The organism is Streptomyces sp. NPDC058674 (genome assembly GCF_042716505.1).
GTDB lineage: Bacteria > Actinomycetota > Actinomycetes > Streptomycetales > Streptomycetaceae > Streptomyces.
On record NZ_JBHXSC010000059.1, the window covers coordinates 1 to 17140 of the forward strand.

Annotated in this window: 18 protein-coding genes; 10 read left to right on the plus strand and 8 right to left on the minus strand. The window is 71.4% G+C overall.

Annotated elements, in window-relative coordinates; translation table 11 throughout:
• The first annotated feature begins 582 nt into the window (after window positions 1-582).
• On the plus strand, window positions 583-885 hold the full coding sequence (locus ACFWU6_RS25590; RefSeq protein ID WP_383983262.1) for a hypothetical protein: 303 nt from the start codon (window positions 583-585) through the stop codon (window positions 883-885).
• Between the two features lie 70 nt (window positions 886-955).
• Here ACFWU6_RS25590 and ACFWU6_RS25595 read toward each other — a convergent pair whose 3' ends face one another.
• Window positions 956-1480, minus strand: a complete 525-nt coding sequence (locus ACFWU6_RS25595) for a hypothetical protein (protein WP_383983264.1) — start codon at window positions 1478-1480, stop codon at window positions 956-958.
• A gap of 353 nt (window positions 1481-1833) precedes the next feature.
• Between ACFWU6_RS25595 and ACFWU6_RS25600 the strand changes: the two genes are divergently transcribed.
• On the plus strand, window positions 1834-2553 hold the full coding sequence (locus ACFWU6_RS25600) for a hypothetical protein (RefSeq protein ID WP_383983265.1): 720 nt from the start codon (window positions 1834-1836) through the stop codon (window positions 2551-2553).
• 435 nt (window positions 2554-2988) lie between these two features.
• On the opposite strand, the gene ACFWU6_RS25605 is transcribed toward ACFWU6_RS25600, so the two are convergent.
• The gene (locus tag ACFWU6_RS25605; RefSeq protein WP_383983267.1) at window positions 2989-3243 is read right to left on the minus strand and encodes a hypothetical protein; all 255 of its coding nucleotides are present in this window, start codon (window positions 3241-3243) and stop codon (window positions 2989-2991) included.
• Window positions 3244-3299: 56 nt separating this feature from the next.
• Here ACFWU6_RS25605 and ACFWU6_RS25610 point away from each other — a divergent pair, with 56 nt between their 5' ends.
• Window positions 3300-3758, plus strand: coding sequence for an MFS transporter (locus tag ACFWU6_RS25610; RefSeq protein WP_383983311.1), 459 nt, complete (start codon window positions 3300-3302; stop codon window positions 3756-3758).
• Window positions 3759-3883: 125 nt separating this feature from the next.
• On the opposite strand, the gene ACFWU6_RS25615 is transcribed toward ACFWU6_RS25610, so the two are convergent.
• Both ACFWU6_RS25615 and ACFWU6_RS25620 read right to left on the minus strand, forming a co-directional pair.
• A complete protein-coding gene (locus ACFWU6_RS25615; RefSeq protein WP_383983269.1) occupies window positions 3884-5194 on the minus strand; it encodes an LCP family protein in 1311 nt (436 codons plus the stop codon).
• A 77-nt stretch (window positions 5195-5271) separates the two neighbouring features.
• Window positions 5272-6381 carry an amidinotransferase gene (locus ACFWU6_RS25620; protein ID WP_383983271.1) on the minus strand — a complete coding sequence of 370 codons (1110 nt, stop codon included), beginning with the start codon at window positions 6379-6381 and terminating at the stop codon, window positions 5272-5274.
• Window positions 6382-7046: 665 nt separating this feature from the next.
• Between ACFWU6_RS25620 and ACFWU6_RS25625 the strand changes: the two genes are divergently transcribed.
• The 6 genes from ACFWU6_RS25625 (at window position 7047) to ACFWU6_RS25650 (ending at window position 12117) form a co-directional block, all read left to right on the plus strand.
• Window positions 7047-7850 (plus strand): VOC family protein, encoded by an 804-nt coding sequence (locus ACFWU6_RS25625; RefSeq protein ID WP_383804511.1) that lies wholly within the window; start codon window positions 7047-7049, stop codon window positions 7848-7850.
• A gap of 246 nt (window positions 7851-8096) precedes the next feature.
• Window positions 8097-8402, plus strand: a complete 306-nt coding sequence (locus tag ACFWU6_RS25630; RefSeq protein WP_383983273.1) for a DUF6400 family protein — start codon at window positions 8097-8099, stop codon at window positions 8400-8402.
• Window positions 8389-8646, plus strand: coding sequence for a hypothetical protein (locus ACFWU6_RS25635; RefSeq protein ID WP_383804469.1), 258 nt, complete (start codon window positions 8389-8391; stop codon window positions 8644-8646). Before ACFWU6_RS25630 ends, ACFWU6_RS25635 begins: the two co-directional genes overlap by 14 nt.
• Before the next feature lie 308 nt (window positions 8647-8954).
• The gene (locus ACFWU6_RS25640) at window positions 8955-10061 is read left to right on the plus strand and encodes a serine hydrolase domain-containing protein (protein ID WP_383983275.1); all 1107 of its coding nucleotides are present in this window, start codon (window positions 8955-8957) and stop codon (window positions 10059-10061) included.
• Window positions 10062-10212: 151 nt separating this feature from the next.
• Window positions 10213-11415, plus strand: a complete 1203-nt coding sequence (locus ACFWU6_RS25645; RefSeq protein ID WP_383983277.1) for a serine hydrolase domain-containing protein — start codon at window positions 10213-10215, stop codon at window positions 11413-11415.
• 144 nt (window positions 11416-11559) lie between these two features.
• Window positions 11560-12117 (plus strand): hypothetical protein, encoded by a 558-nt coding sequence (locus ACFWU6_RS25650; protein ID WP_383983279.1) that lies wholly within the window; start codon window positions 11560-11562, stop codon window positions 12115-12117.
• Between the two features lie 50 nt (window positions 12118-12167).
• Here ACFWU6_RS25650 and ACFWU6_RS25655 read toward each other — a convergent pair whose 3' ends face one another.
• Window positions 12168-12638 carry a phospholipase gene (locus ACFWU6_RS25655; protein WP_383804477.1) on the minus strand — a complete coding sequence of 157 codons (471 nt, stop codon included), beginning with the start codon at window positions 12636-12638 and terminating at the stop codon, window positions 12168-12170.
• A gap of 548 nt (window positions 12639-13186) precedes the next feature.
• Between ACFWU6_RS25655 and ACFWU6_RS25660 the strand changes: the two genes are divergently transcribed.
• A complete protein-coding gene (locus ACFWU6_RS25660; protein ID WP_383804479.1) occupies window positions 13187-13720 on the plus strand; it encodes an HPP family protein in 534 nt (177 codons plus the stop codon).
• 32 nt (window positions 13721-13752) lie between these two features.
• On the opposite strand, the gene ACFWU6_RS25665 is transcribed toward ACFWU6_RS25660, so the two are convergent.
• The 3 genes from ACFWU6_RS25665 to ACFWU6_RS25675 all read right to left on the minus strand — a co-directional run bounded on the left by ACFWU6_RS25665 (window position 13753) and on the right by ACFWU6_RS25675 (window position 17115).
• Complete coding sequence (locus tag ACFWU6_RS25665; RefSeq protein ID WP_383804481.1) at window positions 13753-13899, minus strand: hypothetical protein; 147 nt, start codon at window positions 13897-13899, stop codon at window positions 13753-13755.
• A 135-nt stretch (window positions 13900-14034) separates the two neighbouring features.
• A complete protein-coding gene (locus ACFWU6_RS25670) occupies window positions 14035-15666 on the minus strand; it encodes an FAD-dependent oxidoreductase (RefSeq protein WP_383983281.1) in 1632 nt (543 codons plus the stop codon).
• Window positions 15667-15681: 15 nt separating this feature from the next.
• Window positions 15682-17115, minus strand: coding sequence for an APC family permease (locus ACFWU6_RS25675; protein WP_383983313.1), 1434 nt, complete (start codon window positions 17113-17115; stop codon window positions 15682-15684).
• Between the last annotated feature and the right edge of the window lie 25 nt (window positions 17116-17140).

Consider the following 17140-nt stretch of genomic DNA (forward strand, 5'->3'; position numbering starts at 1 on the left):
GCGAATCGTGACCCCTGAAGCTCAACATGCCCACCGTGCTCCGCCCCAGACCCGAGCATGCCGAAGCGGCGAACAACACCGCCACCACTCCCGCCAACACACCCACAGCACCACCACGGCGGTGACGACGACTACGACCACGTCCACAGAACATGACACGGACCCCATCCAGACGGTGCCGACAGGCCATGCCCGCATCCTCCCCCGCCACCACCCAAGCGGCGCCCCCAGCGCGGCCAACCGAATGAACGCATCACTCGCGCTCACCGCCCTGCCTCCCCGGCAAACGGGGGCGGTGACGGAAAGTCACGACGGGAGGAGGTCGAACCCTGCGACGGGCCGCGGAATGCGGGGCCGAGGGTGAATACGTATCCATCATGACAGGTCAGAGGGTGTTTTCGTAGGACGAAGGGCACAGCCGGTTTTCCTTGTTCGGGGGCCTGTGCGGCTCTGAGAATCACCCTCATGGATCACACGGTGCACCTCAGTCACGACGCAATACTCCGAGCCCGAGTGGCCCTCCTCGGGTCGGGAACGCTTCCGGTCCGGCAGCAGGTAGCCGCCTATCGGATCCTCGTCCACGTGAATCCGCTCGCGTACCTGCCGCCGCTGGCAGAGGCGCTGTACGAGTACAGCCGCCAGGACTTCAGCGACCGACCTCGCGTTGCCCTCGCCCTGCGGGCCGAGGCCGTAGCCGCCGCTCGACGCATGTGCGCGCTGGAGCCGGAGCGCACCGACCTCCTCACGACCGCACTGGCCCGGTACCGCGACCAGCTGACACTCATGGGGCAGGACACCGGAACCGCCACCACGGAAACGGATCTCCTCCGCAGCGCGACCGACCACCCGCGCCCCGTACCCCCGCCGTACGGCACCAGCGCATAGCCGGCCCCGCCGGCCCCCCTGACCCGTCGACGGCCCGGGCCACTAGTGGGTCACTCCGGGTCGCTCCGGGTCACTCCTCGGGCGACACGCCGAGGTCCCGGCGCATGGCGGTCCTCATCACCCGGATCCGTTCCCACACCTCGTTCTGGGCCTGGGCCGCGCCCTCCAGTGTCTCGCCGGACGCGACGGCATCGCGTTCGAGGCGCCTGAGCTGACCGTAGACCGCGTTCAGGGCCTGGTTGACGTCCCGTGCCGCAACCAATACGGCGTCGGGGGCGATCATCTGTGCCTCTGAGTACCGGTCTCGATGACTGTCCTTGGCGGCGTCGAGCGCAGCGAGGTCTGCGTCCTGCACTCCTCGTTCCCTCAGTATGTGCACATAGCGGTTGAGTGCCGTGTTGAACTGCCTTGCATCCCTGTTGAGTTCGGCGTAGCAGTTACGCCTCAACGCATGACTCTCACGACCCTCCTCGTATCCGCGGACGAGCTCGATCTCTCGGCGCTTGGCCCGCTCCAGACCTCGCTGGGTCAGAAGTGACGCTCCCAGCGTGCCCGCGACCCCCGCCACCGCGATGACCACCGAACCGAATTCCACCTGTCCACCCCTTGAACACGACCTGCCCATACGCCCGATGCGCAGGGCCCGAGCGTCAAGTCTGCCGTCATCGTGCCCGCGCACACACCCCGGACAGCCGGATGCCATGACGTCGGCCCGTTGCCCACGGGCCGGCGGGCCGGCATCCCCTCGGCGCCCCACCACATCAACCGGAGGAGCACCCGTGGCATGGATTGCGTGACCCAACAACCGACGGATCGTTTCTGTCAGTGCCGCGTCAGATACGGGCCCCGCACGGGGACGCCTCGGCAGGGCATCGGATCGAAGGGTTCCCTCTGCGGGGATTCCGTCCCGCCGACGCATCACATCAGGTACGAGGAGAGCGAGCCGCCATGGCCCACGAGCTGGAAGCCGTACCCATTCACAACCTGTACGCACAGCGATTCGCAGCCGACCTGGAGGCCAACCGCAGGGAGCAGGACGGGTTGACGACACAGATTTCTGAACTCAGCGCTCGCCTGGCCCAGTTGAAGTCCGATGAAGGCTGGCTCCGAGGCCTCCAGGACACGTTGACCCCGACTCCGCCGGAGGCCGCCGCCCCTGACGCCCCGTCCGTCGTCTCCGCCGTCCCTCCGCCCAGGCGCCGGAAGAAGCCCGCCGTGACCACTGCGGCCCGCGTCCGCAAGACAACGTCTTCGCGGACGCAGGCCCAGACACAGACACAGACGCCGACCGCCAAGGACTCCGCCACGCCCGCGTCCGCCACGGCAGCCGCCCCCACCTCCGCGACAGGCAGGACGGCCACGCGCAAGGCCGCCACCGCGGCAGCCGGGAAGGCCGCCGAGGTGACACCCGTGCAGGCCGCGGTACCGCCGCTACGCGAACTCGTCCTCGACCTCCTGGCCGCCGCCACCGATCCCCGCATGGTCGGCGAAATCGCCAGCGCTCTCGGCCGGGCCAACCCAGGCCGCCCCGTCTCCGTCCAGGCCGTACGCAACACCCTGGAAGGCCTCGCCAAGAAGGGGCTCGTCACCAAGGAGCACCGGCAGGGGTCGGTGACGTACGCCGCGCTCCAGCCCTCCCCGGACCGGACGGCGCCGTCGACCGCCTGATGCTGCGGTGTGCTCCGGTGTGCTCCGGCGTGGCGCGGTCGGCCCCCTGACCCGGGTCCGGCCGGCCGCGCCGCCGGCATCGGCACGCACCGATGGGCTCGCGGCACCTCCCCTCCCGCACCCCGCCCCCGACCCCGACCCCGAACGGTCTCGCGCGGCATCCGGGCTTTGCCGGACATCTCCGGGCAGAATGCCCGAAGGCATGACGAGCAGTGGTGCAGTGCGGGCACGGTCGGGTCGCCTCTCGTCCGAGGTGTGATCGAGCGGCCGGACAAGTGGGCCCGTTTCGGACGCGAGGGCGGTGTCGGGTCCGGGTTTCCCGGTCTGGAGGCTTTCCGAGGCCCTGATGTCCTCGTCCCGGTCCCGGTCCCGGAGCCCGCCACGGCTCTCACGACGACGGGAGATCCGCATGGGCACCCACCCGGCTATCGCCGATCACGGGATGGTCGGTGGTCTCCATACCGCCGCGTCGGTGTCCTCCGACGCACCGATCGACTCGTGGTGCACGCCCCCCGGGCCGTCGCCCTCGACGAGTCGTTCGACACGGCGGAACGTGGCGGCACCGATGACTGACCCCACCCCCGCCACGAACACCCCTGGCGCCATGCGGCGCGTCATCGCCCCGCTCGCCCTCGCCCAGTTCATCTGCAGTTTCGCAGGCTCGAACATGAACGTGATGATCAACGCCATCAGCGAGGACCTCGACACGACCGTTCGACACCGTCCTGTCCGCCGTCGGCCTCGTCCTGGTCGTCACCGGCATCCTGGCCGCCGACGACAACGGCTGGCTGATGCTCGTCCTCCTCGCCCTGGGCGCGCTCTTCCTGGCCGCCTTCTTCCGCTGGGTCCGCGCCAGGGAAATCGTCGTGGTCGGCGGCTCCCCCAGCCCCTGGGCGTTCGCTCCCGGGCTGCTCCTCATCGGCCTCGGACTCGGCGTGATGCTCACCCCCTCGGTCAACATCGTCCAGTCGAGCTTCGCCGAGGAGCGGCAGGGCGAGATCTCCGGTCTGTCCCGCAGCGTGTCCAACCTCGGCTCCTCCCTCGGTACAGCGGTGGCCGGCACCATCCTCGTCGCCGGCCTCACCAGCCACGCGTACGCAGCAGCGATGCTCACCCTGGCCGGCGTCGGGCTCATCGGCCTCGTTGCCGCCCTGCTCCTTCCCCGCCACTGGGCCGTCGGCGAGGAACAGGACGCGTCCACCTGAGCGTGGAAGGCCCGCGGGTGTCCCCGTCCCTGCGACTGGTCGGCGGACCTTCCCGGGTGCGCTCTCCCCTGCGGCCGCGAGCCCGGCGGGCGGTGGCCTCGGTGTCCGTGCGGTTCTGTGTGCTCTCAGCGACGGGCGAGCGCGGGGGCGGCGTCCGGCCGGTCCTGCGGGACGGCGCATCGGAGACGGTCCGCCGTGACCGGTGCGCCGTCGGCGAAGTTGCGGTCGAAGGTGACGGTCTTGACGTCGACGGGTTGCGCGCCGACAGCGACATCGAAGAACGGCCCGTGCCCTGGGACCGGCTGCAGACGAGCTCCGGGCAGAGCGGCGGCGAGGGTCGCCGCGTCCTCTTTCCTGTCGGCCGCGTACCGGATGACCGGCGGCCCGGCGGGGCGAACCGTCGGCGCGGACTGCGACGTGTCGGTGACGACGAACCCGTTGGCGCGCAGTGCCGCGGCCACGGCGGCGTCGTCCACGCGGACGGCGATGCCCGCCGGATTCGTCACGGCCGGGGTCTCCAGGGCGGGCTGGATACGAGCGTCGCCCGTGATCGGGCGGTCCGCGCCCAGAGCGTCCCACAGCGCCGCGGAGCGGACCTCGTCCCACAGCAGGGTGGAACCCACTCCGGGGACGCGGTGGTCGAAGATCCGGATCGGGACCGTCGCGAACTCGGTCCGGTCCGCACGCAGACGGCCGAGTGCCGAGCCGATCCGGACCAGGTCGTCCAGGCTGGTGCGTTCGTCGGTGCGGACGGATTTCAGCAGCGTACGGACGGTCCGCGCGGTGCTGACCGGACCTGACAGGGCCCCGTCGGCGGACAGACGCTCCAGCAAATCGGTTACCACGTGCTGCTGGCGGCGGACACGGCCGAGGTCACCGGGCCGGAGATTGACGTGGCGGGCCCGGACGTAGCGCAGCGTTTGGTTTCCGTCGGTGCGGTGGCGGCCGGCTCCGATGTCGAGGCCCGAGTTCTCGTCCTTGAGCGGCGCGTCCACGCACACGGTCGCGCCGCCGAGGTTGTCGATCGTCTGCTCGAAGCCGAGGAAGCCGGTCTCCAGATAGTGGTCGATGTGCAGACCCGTCGCCTTCTCGACCGTGGCCACCGCGAGGGGGCCTCCGCCGATCTTGTACGCCGCGTTGATCTTTCCCTTGCGGGCAGTGCCGTCCGCGTACTCGACGTAGGAGTCACGGGGGATGGAGACCACGCTCGCCCGCCGTTCGTCGGCGGAGAGGTGCACGAGCATCATCACGTCGGTGCAGTTGCACCCCTCGCCGCCCACATGGAGGCGGCGCTTCTCCGCAGCGGAGATTCCGGCGCGGCTGTCGATGCCCACCACCAGGACGTTCGTACCGCGGCCGGCTCCGCCCACCGGCTGGTGCCCGGCCGAGACGGCGTGCCAGCCCAGGTACGAGCCGGGGAGAAGAGTGGCCAGCAACGTGAGAGCAACGGGAATTCCACGCACCGCATACCCCTACATTTAATGACGAATAATCCGAAATAGGACCATAACCGTCATGCGTAGGACTGCAGCGAACCCCGACGGCGCACGTCGAGCGTGGCGCAGTGGAACGATCCGCCGAACGGGGCGTAGTGCAGGAGATCGCTGGATATCGGCTCGAACCCCCACCGCTCCAGCGCGCGCAGCATCCCGGTGTGGTGGCGCTCGACGACCACCCGCTGCTCGTCGAGCATGAGTACGTTCATGCTCAGCCACTTGCCGCACAGGGAGGTGTACCGGAGCAGGCGCTGGCCGATCGGATCCGGTTCGGGCGCGACCAGGACGTCCCAGGAGGCCAGAGCCGTCGGCAGGCGGTCGGGATCGATGTACTCCGGATTGATCAGCACCTTGCCGGGAGCGAGCGGAAGCAGGGTGGTGTCGATGTGCATGGGCGTGCGGCAGCGGCTCTCCACCTCGTGGATGCGGTAGCCCGGCCCCAGGTGCCGGCGAAGCCACTCGATGCCCATCCGGTTGGTGACGTTGCTGCGGGTCACGAACAGGTCCCGGCCGGCGCGCACGAAATCCGCCGCATCGAACACCGGCTCGAATTCCGTGAGGATGTAGCGCAGGGGTTCGTCGTGGCCGGGGACCGTGAAGTCGGGCACGAACAGCTCGTCCGTCAGCTGCGGGCGAGGCGCTGCGCTCCACCGGGCACCGCGCCGGAAGTAGTCCTTGAGGATCGGCCGGTAGGAGTGTGTCTCGAAGTAGCGGCACGGCCAGGCCATCGGCGTCTCGATGATCTCGTCGCCGACCACGAGCATGCTGTCGCGGGGGCAGGTGTTGCAGAAGCCGCGTGAGGCCCAGTCGGGCGTGCTGAAGCGCTTTTGGTGCTCCACCGCGTCCGGGCGCCTGACGGTGATGCCCAGGCTCAGCAGCAGGGCGACGAACTGCTCGAGCTCGTCCTGCGCCCGCTCCATCAGGACGCGGGGGTACTTCCGGCCGGCCGCCAGTCCCTGGAGGCGCGCCGCCCACGGAGGGATGTTGCACGCCACCACAGGATGGCTGGCCGGAATCGTCGCGCCGTCGAGCCGCCCCACAACGATCTCCTCGAGGGGGTCCCACTCGTTGTGCGAGTTCACCGGTGATGCGGCCTGCCGTGTTGCCGTCGGGCCCTCCGCGGTCATGGGCCCGCGACCCGGGCTCCCACCCGGTCCCGTCATGATCACCACCGCCTCCGCTGGTCCTGATCAGGGACTGCCCCTTCGGCACGCCCGCATGCCTGCATGCCCCCACACCTGCATGCCCCATGCCTGCCGAAGGCTCCACCGCGCGAAGCCACCGCCGTCCCCGCGCGGCGTTCGCTTCGTCGCCGAACCGCCGCCGTACTGGCCACCGCACCGACCGGGCCGTTCCGGCCGGCCCGGGCCCGCGGCGGGTGGCAGCGCGCTCCGCGCACTGACCCCGCACCGCACGTGAGCGGCCACGACCGCCCTACGGCGATGCCGCATCGCGTGACGATGCCGCATCGCGCCCGCTGCCCTTACGCTGGAGGTGGCGGTCGGCCCGGTGAGCGGCCCCGGCCGCCGCGCGTGAGCACCTGCCGCACCTCCCCTCCTCCGTGCAGGTGCTCACCCAGACCCCCTCCGCCGGCAGTCGAGCCCGGCCGCGGCATGGGGCCGGTCATGCGCGAGTGCGGCATGGGACACGGCGCGGGCGGGCAGACACCAGCCGGGCGGAAGCCCGCCGCGCGGTGCAGGGGCGCCGCGACGCCGGGTCCGGGTCCAGGTGGGTCAACCGCTCACCCGGGCAGGCGTACGGGCGGAGAGGTGGGAGGTTGATCGTCGTGCAGATGACGGCGGACGTGGTCGGCGCACCGTGTTGGCTGAGCCTGATGGCGCGCGACCTGCGGGCGGCGCAGGACTTCTACGGCGCCGTGCTGGGATGGACCTTCCGCACGACGGGGCTCGGCCGGGGCTTCTGCGTCGCGGAGCTGGACGGGGTGCCGGTTGCCGGAATCGGTGCCGTCGCGGGTGAATTCGCGGTACCGGTCGCATGGACCGCCTATTTCGCCGTCGGCGACGCCGACGCGGCCGTGGCCCGCATCCGCGCCCGTGGCGGCACCGTCGGTGTCGGTCCGGTCTCCTACCCGCCGCGCGGCCGGGCGGCCCTGGCCACCGATCTCGAGGGCGCGTCCTTCGGGATCTGGGAGGGCCGGGTCCTGTCCGAGTGGCGCGTCGGCGACGGTGAGGCTCCCGCCTGGCTCGAGCTCCACACGAAGAACGCGTTCGACGCCGCTCTCTTCTACGGCGACGTACTGGAGTGGGCCGCCGAGAAGGGCGAAGGGTACTGCGAGGTCTCCTACGAGGAGGACCAGGTCGTCCTGCGCCACGACGGGCAGGCCGTGGCACGTCTGAACAGCGGGCCCGTCGAGAGCGCCTCCCCGAAGCCCCAGCTACGGCCCCGCTGGCTCGCCCACTTCAAGGTCCCCGACCTCCGGGCCGCCGAGGCCGCTGTCCTCGAACACGGCGGCACCATCACCGACGACGACATCCGGCCCCGCTCGGAACACCTGCTCACCGTGCGCGACCCGGACGGAGGTCTGTTCACCCTCGACCACTCCCCCGGTACCGTGCGTACGCCCTCCGCGAGGTAGGCAGCCCGGACCCCGACCGGGACACCAGCGGGCGCTGAGCGGACGGACGGGCGGGGGGTGCACACCGGCTCGGCCGCTCCGGCGGCGGTGGTGGGTGCGGCGGGCGCCGGCGCCCGGCGCCCGCGGCGTTGAGCCCGAGCACTACGCATGCAACGGCCCCAGTCCCGTGCGGCGCGACCGCCACCGGCTGTGACTCCGCCCACCCTCCCTTGACCGGAGAAGGAAGGCATACCTAAGTTCGGCTTCATGAGCCCGCACAGCCCCACGCCTCCCACAGGCCCCACTGGCCCCACTGGCCCCACCAGTGCGTCCCCGGCCTCCGCCGAGCTGGTCGACTTCGCCGTCGACCTCACCTCCCAGGAGGTCCTGCGCCGCGCCCAGGTGATGGCTGCGCTCGGGCCCGATTGGGACCCGATCGAGGTGCTGCGCGGCGAGGAGGCGGCGTACGAACTGCTGTACTCCGGCCTCGACACCGCACAGCAGCGCCTCTACGACGACCTCGTGGCGGCGGGCGTACTCCCCGGAAGCGGAGGCGGCCGTGCTGCCGCTTGACCCGCAGGCCGACATCGGGCGCCGCGCCTGGGCGGCCTGCCCGAACTGCCACGACACGCGCGGGTGCGCACCGTGCGAGGAGCGGCGGGCCTGCTCGGAGCACTGGCGCTACCTGCTGACCAACACCGGCAGCCTGCTCCACCTCCAGTGCCCCGGCTGCACGCACGTCTGGGTGCACGAGAGCGGCTTCGGCGCGACCCGCTCCGCGTGGAGCCGTATCACCAGCGGCCTCACCCGACGCTGATCCGGCACGGTCCCGGCGCAGGTCAGGCACGGTCCCGTCACGATCAGGCGCTGATCCCGCACGGGCTCGGCGCCGGTGTGCGGGGCCCGGCCGCGCCCTTCCTCCGCATCACCCCTCCGCGCTCGCGGCCCCGGCCGGCCGCGGCGATCGTGGACTATGGTCGCGGACATATGCGACATATCGACCACGGAAGAGGGCGTACGTACGTGGAACGGACGGTTCGGCCGACGGTCACCCGGGCCGGCGCTGCGGTACTCGTACTCGCCTGCGTGGCGGCGGGGTGCACACCCGGCGGTTCTCGCGAGGTCATGGGCCCCTCCGCAAGCGCCACCGCGCCCACCGGCACGGGAGCGACAACGGTACTGGCACCGGCCGGGGCACGGCTCCCGGCCGACGTCGAACGCCGGCTCCGGGAGGCGGTCGACACGGCCTGGCGGGCGAACAAGGTCCCCGGCGTCCGCGTGGACGTGAACGTTCCGGGGCGGGGCGCGTGGGGCTACGCGGTCGGAGCCGCGGACCTGCGCACGAAGAAGCCCATCGCTCCCGATGACAGGGTCCGCATCGCCAGCATCACCAAGACCTTCACCGGCACGGCCGTGCTGCAACTCGTCCGCGACGGCAGGCTGAGCCTCGACGACCCGCTGGACGCGTACGTCAGCTGGCCGAACGGCGGCAACATCACCGTCCGACAGCTGTTGAACATGACGGCGGGCATCTACAGCTACACCGACGACCCGGCCTGGCTCAAGCGGTACACCGAGCACCCCGACGCCCCGTTCCGCACGCAGGACGCGCTCGACATCGCGCGGCGGCACGCCCCGGACTTCGCTCCGGGCAAGGGCGTCAGGTACTCGGACACCAACTACGTACTGCTCGGCGACATCGTCGAGAAGGTCGGGCGCAAGCCCCTCGCCCAGTGGATGCGCGACGAGATCACAGGGCCGTTGGGACTGGCGGCCACCACCTATCCGACGGATTCCACGGTCCCGGCGCCCTTCGCCTCGGGGTACACCGCCGCGGCGGACGGCAGGATGGTCGACACCACGCGCTCCAACCCGGCCTACGCGGCGGGCGCCGGAGCGATGCTCTCGAACCTCGTGGACCTCCGCGTCTGGGCCCGGGAACTGGCGACCGGAAGCAAGCTGCTCACCCCCGAGCTGCAGCGGGAGCGGCTGCGGCTCGTACCGATCGCCACCGAACCGGTGCGGGTCGCGTACGGGCTCGGCATCGGCTCCTTCAACGGGTGGCTCGGGCACAACGGCACGATCCTCGGCTACAACACCGCCATGTTCCACGACCCGGAGAGCCGCGCCACCGTGGTCGTGGAGATGAACCGGTCGTTCGCCACCCTGGACGAGGACCACGCGACCGAACTCTTCCTCCGGATCGCACAGATCATCGCTCCGAAGTCCTGAGACGGCGGAGCGGGACGGCGGGCCGGGCCCGGCAGCGCATCCGGGGCCGGACGGGCCACGGGCGGCCGCACGGCGGCCGCGTCGCCGTGGTGCGCGGACCGGGTGCTGCCATCGTGGTCCACCGCGCCCCGCACCCCTTGGAGGTACTCCCTTGTCCCCACGCACGTACGGTCACGACCGCCGGCTCCGCTCGTCGCTGCTCCTGGCCGCGGCCGCCGCCGTGTGCGGCGCCGTGGTGGGTGCTCTGGCGCACCCCGCGCAGGCCGCGCAGGCCGGAGACGGCCGCGACCCCGCTCGCACGGCCGCGCTCCGGCAGGAGCTGCGGGATCTGGTCGGAGCCCCCGGCGGTCCCCCCGGCGTCATCGCCGTACTCCGGGACCACGACCGCACCGAGGTCTACCGGGCGGGGGTCGCCGACATCGAGAGCGGCCGGCCGCCGAAGGCGAGCGACCACATGCGCATCGCCAGTGTCGCCAAGGCCTTCAGCGGGGCGGTGGCCCTCCGGCTGGTCGACCGCGGCCGGCTCCACTTGGACGACACGATCGGCGAGGTGCTGCCCGGTCAGCCGGCCGCCTGGCACCGGGTGACGCTGCGTCAACTCCTCCACCACACGAGCGGCCTGCCCGACTACTCGGGATCCCAGGGCTTCATCGACATCGTCTCCGAGGACCCCCGCCACCGGTTCGAACCCCGGAGGCTGCTGGAGTTCGTGGCGGACGAGGACCTCGCGTTCCGCCCGGGGAGCCGTTACCAGTACTCCAACTCCGACAACATCGCCGTCGCCCTGATGGCCGAGGCCTCCACCGGACGCCGGTACGAGGAACTCCTGCGCGAGCTGGTGTACGAGCCGCTGGGTCTGGAGCGGACGAGCCTGCCCCGGGGGTACCGGCTGCCCGCGCCCTACCTGCACGGCTACCAGCTCGCCCCGGCGGCCGAGCCCGTCGACGTCAGCGAGGCCGTGAGTGCCTCGGGGGCATGGGCCGCCGGCGGCATCGTCTCGACGCCCAAGGACCTGACCGCCTTCATCCGCAGCTACGCGGGCGGCGGGCTCATCTCGAACAGGACCCGTGAACAGCAGTTCACCTTCATCCCCGGCGCGCTCTCCCAGCCCCCCGGCCCCGGCCGCACCGACGCGGGCCTGGCCATCTACCGCTACACGACGCGCTGCGGGGTGGTGTACGGCCACACCGGCAACACGCCGGGCTACACGCAGCTGGTGGCGGCCACCGCGGACGGGCGGCGCTCGCTCACCTTCTCCCTCACCACGCAGACCTCGCTCACCCTGAACCCCGACCTCCTGGCGCGGGTCCGCCACGTGCAGGAGGACTTCGTGTGCGCCCTGCTGCGCCGCTGAGTCGCGGGGTTCGGCGAGCCTTCTTCCGCCGGGGCGGGGTCGACTGACGGGTTATCGGGTATGCCCGACTCGGCCGTCCCGCCGTTCGGCCCCTGCCATGATGGGGCGCGGACGGGATCGACCGGCCGGGTGAGGGAGGGCAGGGTGGAGGCACCCCAGAGCGCGAAAGGCCCCGGTGACCCGCGCGCGAAGGGCCGCGGCGCCCCGCACGCGGAGGGCGAGGCGCCGCCGCTGCCCGCTCCCGGCGGCGGCAGCCGGGCGGACACGCGGGAGCGCGCGCGGATGACCGTACGCAACCGGCGCGCGGCCAGTTGGACCGTTCCCGCGGACCGGTGGGCAGCGGGGAAGGCCGCCTCCCGGATCGTGGAGGCGGTGCGCGCCTGGGGCTACCGGCATCCGGACGAGGACACGATCGGCCGGTGCACCGCGCTCTTGGTCGGCGCCGCTGTGGCAGATCACGGCCGGCGCATCAGTGTCCATGCCGCCGACCAGGACGGCATGCTTCTGATCGTCGTCCTGAGCCACCGCCGCGGACCGGCCCCGGAGGACGACGCGCTCCTTCCCCGGATCGCCGCCGTCACCGGAACCGCCGGCTGCGGCACCGATGCCGCCGAGGACGGCCGCCGGGTGTGGGTCCTGTTGGAGACCCGCCCGCGCCCTGTCTTTCCCGACGCTGCGCCGGCCCGACCCGTACGCGACTGAGCCGGGACTGCCCGGCAGGCCGGGGCCTGCGGGCAGTCCGGCGTGCCGGGTCAGCCGACCAGGGTGTTCTCCGGGGAGACGCCGAGGGCCTTCACGGCCTGGTAGTAGGTCCACGAAGTGGCGTCGCAGGAGGTCTTCTTGGCGCCCGAGTACTGGGCGCAGACCCGCTTGAGGTCCGCGTAGAAGGCGTCGTCCAGCCTGGACTTGTTGGCCGGGAAGGAGCCGGCGGCCTTGTAGTTGCGGTAGCCGAAGTCGTGCCGGGCGCAGGAGGTCTGGAAGGGGAAGCCGAACGGGTTGTCGGGCGAGCTGGAGCAGTAGTCGGTCGTCCAGTCGAAGGCGTACGCCGACCAGTTCCCCTGATTCCCGCGGGCCGCGACCCAGGAGTTGTGGCTGGCCGCGCTCGTCTGCGTCCAGCTGCTCAGCACCTGGGGCTTGTCCGCGGGTGCGGCGGAGGCGGGGGTGGCGACGGCGAGGACGCCGGCCGCGGCGGCGGCGAGGACGGGGACGAGACGACGGCGCATGACATTCCTCCAGGAGTTGGGTGACCGGCGCCCGGACTCCCGTGCGACGGTGGGGATCACCCTCGGATCGACCGCGGATCACCCTCGGAGAAAGGAATATCCTGGATCGGAGTGGCGCACCCATCTCTTTCAGGAATCACTTAAACGGAACGCGCCGTGCCCATCTACTCGCCATCTCCCGTACTCGTCAAGGCTGTTGACACCGCGACACGCCCTCTTGACTCACTGCGGGGCGCGCGTCCCGTCCCGGCCGTGCCTCACCCCGGCACGCCGCCCGCGGTCCGGCACCGTCCCCGATGCATAGAACGAGGGGACGGTCTTCGTTTAAGCGGCTGCTGAAAGACGTGGGAACTGCCCGCCGTTTCCCGCTATTCGTTGCTCCGGGGCGATCCGCGACCGGTCCGGGTAGACCCCTCCGTCGTACGGGTGCGGCGCGGGCCGCTGTTCCTCCCTGCGGACCGCGAGATCTCCGAAGGACGGGTACGTTGAGACACTCCACACCAGACCGGTACGGATCCACGGGGCCATCGGCCGAACAGTCACTGGGGGTGGCCGCGGAGGCGGTCGAGAGGCCGCCCTCCCGTACTCGGCCGGGCATCGCCGGTCGCGCCCCCGCGTCGATGACTCCGGGGGCCGCCCTCCACAACGCCGGCGGCGCCACCGCCGTCATGCTCGCACTGGTCGCCATCGGTGCCCTGGTCCACGAACCCGTCCTGATACCGCCGCTGGCGGCTTCCGCCGCGATCGTCCACGGTGTCCCCGGCCTGCCGCTGGCCCAGCCGCGCAGCGTCCTCGTGGGCCACCTGATCTGCACCGCCGTCGGATATGCGGCCCTCGCCGCCCTGGGCAGCGCCCCCTGGGTGGCGGCCGTGGCGGCGGGGATCGGCCTGGCCCTGATGACCGTGGCCCGCAGCCCGCACTCCCCCGCCTGCGCGACCACGGTCGTCATCGTTGTGAGCTCGCCCCACCCGGCGACCTTCGTACCGCTGCTCGCCGGGTCCGCCCTGCTCCTCGTCCTCGTCGCCTGCGCCCTCTCGCGGGCCCGTTCCGGCAGTGCCCGCTACCCCGTCTACTGGTGGTGACGGCCGGGGCGCCCTGGCCTGGGGAGGGCGGTTCAGTCCTCGCCCCGGTAGATGTTCTCGTGCGGGGGGCGGCCCTCCCTCGCCGGGTCGGCCGCGTCCGTCGCGGGTCGGCACGTGCACACCTTCTGATCCCCGGGCACGACGTCCGGCGCGGGGTGGCCTTCTGGATGAGTCTTCATCAGCTGACTTCCTCCTCGGTGTCGAATCGGCTCGACAGCGCTTCTACCCGGTGCCTCGATCAACACGCTGCCCGGCAACGACGCCGCCCGGTGACGACGCCGCCGCCCGGCCCCGCGCGGCGGCAGCGCCTCGTCTCACATCAGGGCGGCAATGACCTCCCTGGCGGCGCGCTCCCCCTCGGTGGCGCCGCCCTCCATGAACCCCTGGAAGTCGTAGCTGCAGTGCTCGCCGCCGATGTGGACGCGGCCCTGCGCGGTGCCCTCGTACCCGGCGTACCGGTGAAGGTAGCCGGTTGGCCAGTACGAGTAGGCGCCGAGGGCGTACGGGTCGCGGTGCCATGCCGACAACTGGGCCCGCCCCGTCCAGGAGGCTTTCGTCCCGGGGAAGAAGGCGTCGATGCCGGTGAGCATCCGGCCCGCGAGGGCGCGTACGTACGGATCGGAGTCGGTGGCGAAGGGCGTGGCCGGGGTGAGGGAGCCGGCCAGCCCGCCGCCGCCGTACTGGAGCAGGATGCCGCCGTGGCCCGGCTGCACCTTGGTGGTGTCCCAGGTCTGCTGGACGTCGCTGTCGGTGAAGCAGTCCCCCGCCGACACGCCCGGCCACGGGCCGGCGCCGCGCCAGGGACGACTGCTGAACTGCATGTTGAGCTTGGTGCAGTGGCCCATGCGCGCGTCGCGCAGCAGGTTCTTCATGAGCGGGTCGAAGCCGGCTCCGGTGACGTCGATCCGCTGGAGGACGGGCAGGGGCAGGCACAGGATGGTGTGGTCGGCGATGACGGTCCGGGTGGCGCCCGCGTCGTTGAAGGTGAGGGTCTGGGTGCCGTCGGAGGCGACGCGCACGGCGATGAGCTCCCGGCCCGTCAGGAGCGAGTCGGCGGGCAGGGACTGAGCGATAGCGTGCGGGAGTTGGTCGTTGCCGCCGGTGATGTGGTAGCGCTCGTTGGACAGGCCCCAGACGTTGAAGTGGCCGGGGTTGGGCTGATATCCCATCAGCAGGACGAGCGCGAGGGCGGACTGCCGGTCGGTGTCGGCCCCGTACTCGACGGTGTACGCGACGTCGATGAAGCGGCCGAGCTGCGAGCTGTGCCCGCCCGGAACGCGGGTCTCGATCCACTCGTACAGCGTCATGGTGTCCAGGGCGGTCCCGGCGGGGGTCGAGGAGTTCCAGGTGACCTCCCCGGCGTTCTGGAGGTCGCGGCGCAAGGCCTGGTAGACGGGCTTGAAGTCCTCGTCGGCCCGTGCGCGCGGGTAGTACGTGCCGTCGAACCAGAGGACCTCCTCGGCTCCGTTGGGTCCGCCGCCGAGGAAGTCCTCGGTGGGCAGGTCGAAGCGCCGGCACAGTTCGAGGATCTTCTTGTGGCTGGTGTCGATCAGCTCTCCGCCGATTTCGGAGGTCTGGCCGTACGCCCACAGGGAGCGCTGGCTCCACATGCGACCGCCGACGCGGCTGGGGTTCGCCTCGTAGAGGGTGCAGGCGACGCCCGCGTCCTTGAGGGTGAGGGCGGCGGTCAGGCCCGAGATGCCGGCGCCGACGACGGCGACGCGGGCGGGGGTGAGGGGCCTCTTCTCGGGGAGTGCCTCGGCGGCGTGGGCGTTCGCGCCCGTGGAGGAGGCGAGGGCGGTGCCGAGGCCGAGCGCGGCGGCGCGGCCGAGGAGCTGGCGGCGGGTGGAGCCGCGGACGTCGGCGACGGGCAGGCGCAGGCGTTCGGCGGCGGCGCGCTGTGCAGCGAGGCTGCGCAGGGCGTGCATCAGGGGAGTACGGGCCATGGCGGTGACTCCTTCTCAGATGTGCGGGGAGGAGGGAGCGGGAGCATCGGTGCGCTCGGCGGCGTCTTCGAGGACCACGCGGCCGATGATCTCGTAGCGGTGGGGGGCCTTGACCTTCAGCCACAGGCCCAGCGCGAGTCCGCCGAAGAAGACGGTGCCGACGATCCAGGGGATGAGGGTGAAGAAGAACGAGTCCGCGGCGAGTCCGGCCGCGGTCTTCATGTTGACCAGCAGCAGGACCACCACGGCCGCCATGGCGATCCCGCCGATCAGGGGCGCCGTGAAGGTGCGGAACCAGTGCCGGTCCTCTGGGTGGTTCTTGCGGAAGTAGCCGATCACGGCGAAGGAGCACAGGGTCTGGACGATGAGGATCGCCATCGTGCCGAGGATCGCCAGCAGGGTGTAGAGGTGGATGTACGGGTCCTGGCCGGTCAGCCAGAACAGCGCGACCAGGGCGGTGGCGATGGCCGTTTGGACCAGCGACGCGATGTGCGGGGAGCCGTGCTCGGCGTGGGTGCGACCGAGGGTCGGGTGCAGGAACCCCTCGCGTCCGATGGCGTACAGGTAGCGGGCGGCGCACTGGTGGAAGGCCATGCCGCAGGCGAAGGAGCCGGTGAGGAGCAGCCACTGGAAGGCGTCGACGGCCCAGGCGCCGATGAAGGTCTGGGTGGGTGCGAAGAACAGGTCGAGGGGACTGGCGGAGGCGGACAGTTCCACGGATGCCGTGAGGCCGTTGCCGGCGATGGTCATCCAGGACACGTAGATATAGAAGACGCCGACACCGACGACGGAGATCAGGGTCGCCTTGGGGATGACCCGCTTCGGGTCGCGGGACTCCTCGCCGTACATGGCGGTGGACTCGAAGCCGACCCAGGACCAGAAGGCGAAGAAGAGACCCAGTCCGGCGGAGGCGCCGGTGAAGGCGTTCCTCGGGTTGACCGGTTCGATCGGGATGCCGTCCGGGCCGCCTCCGGCGATCAGGACGGCGGTGGCCACGGCGAAGAGGACGGCGATCTCGGCGACGAGCATCACGCCGAGGGCCCGGGCCGTGAGGTTGATGTCGAAGTGGGCGAGGACGGCGGTGATCGCCAGCATGGCGGCCGCGTAGGCGATCCACGGCAGGTCGACGCCGAGTTGGTCGTGGACGGTCGTCTTGGTGAAGTAGGAGAAGACACCGACGATCGATGCCTCGAAGACGATGTACGCGAGGACCGCGAGCATCCCGGAGGCCATGCCCGCGATCCGGCCGAGCCCGTGCGAGATGTATCCGTAGAAGGCGCCGGCGGCGGTGATCCGCTTGGCCATGGCCACGTAGCCGACGGCGAAGACGGTGAGCACGACGGTCGCGAAGAGGTAGCCGGCCGGGGCGCCGACGCCGTTGCCGAAGCCGACGGCGATGGGAAGGTTGCCGGTCATCGCCGTGATGGGGGCCGCGGTGGCCACGGCCATGAACACGACGCCGACCAGGCCGACG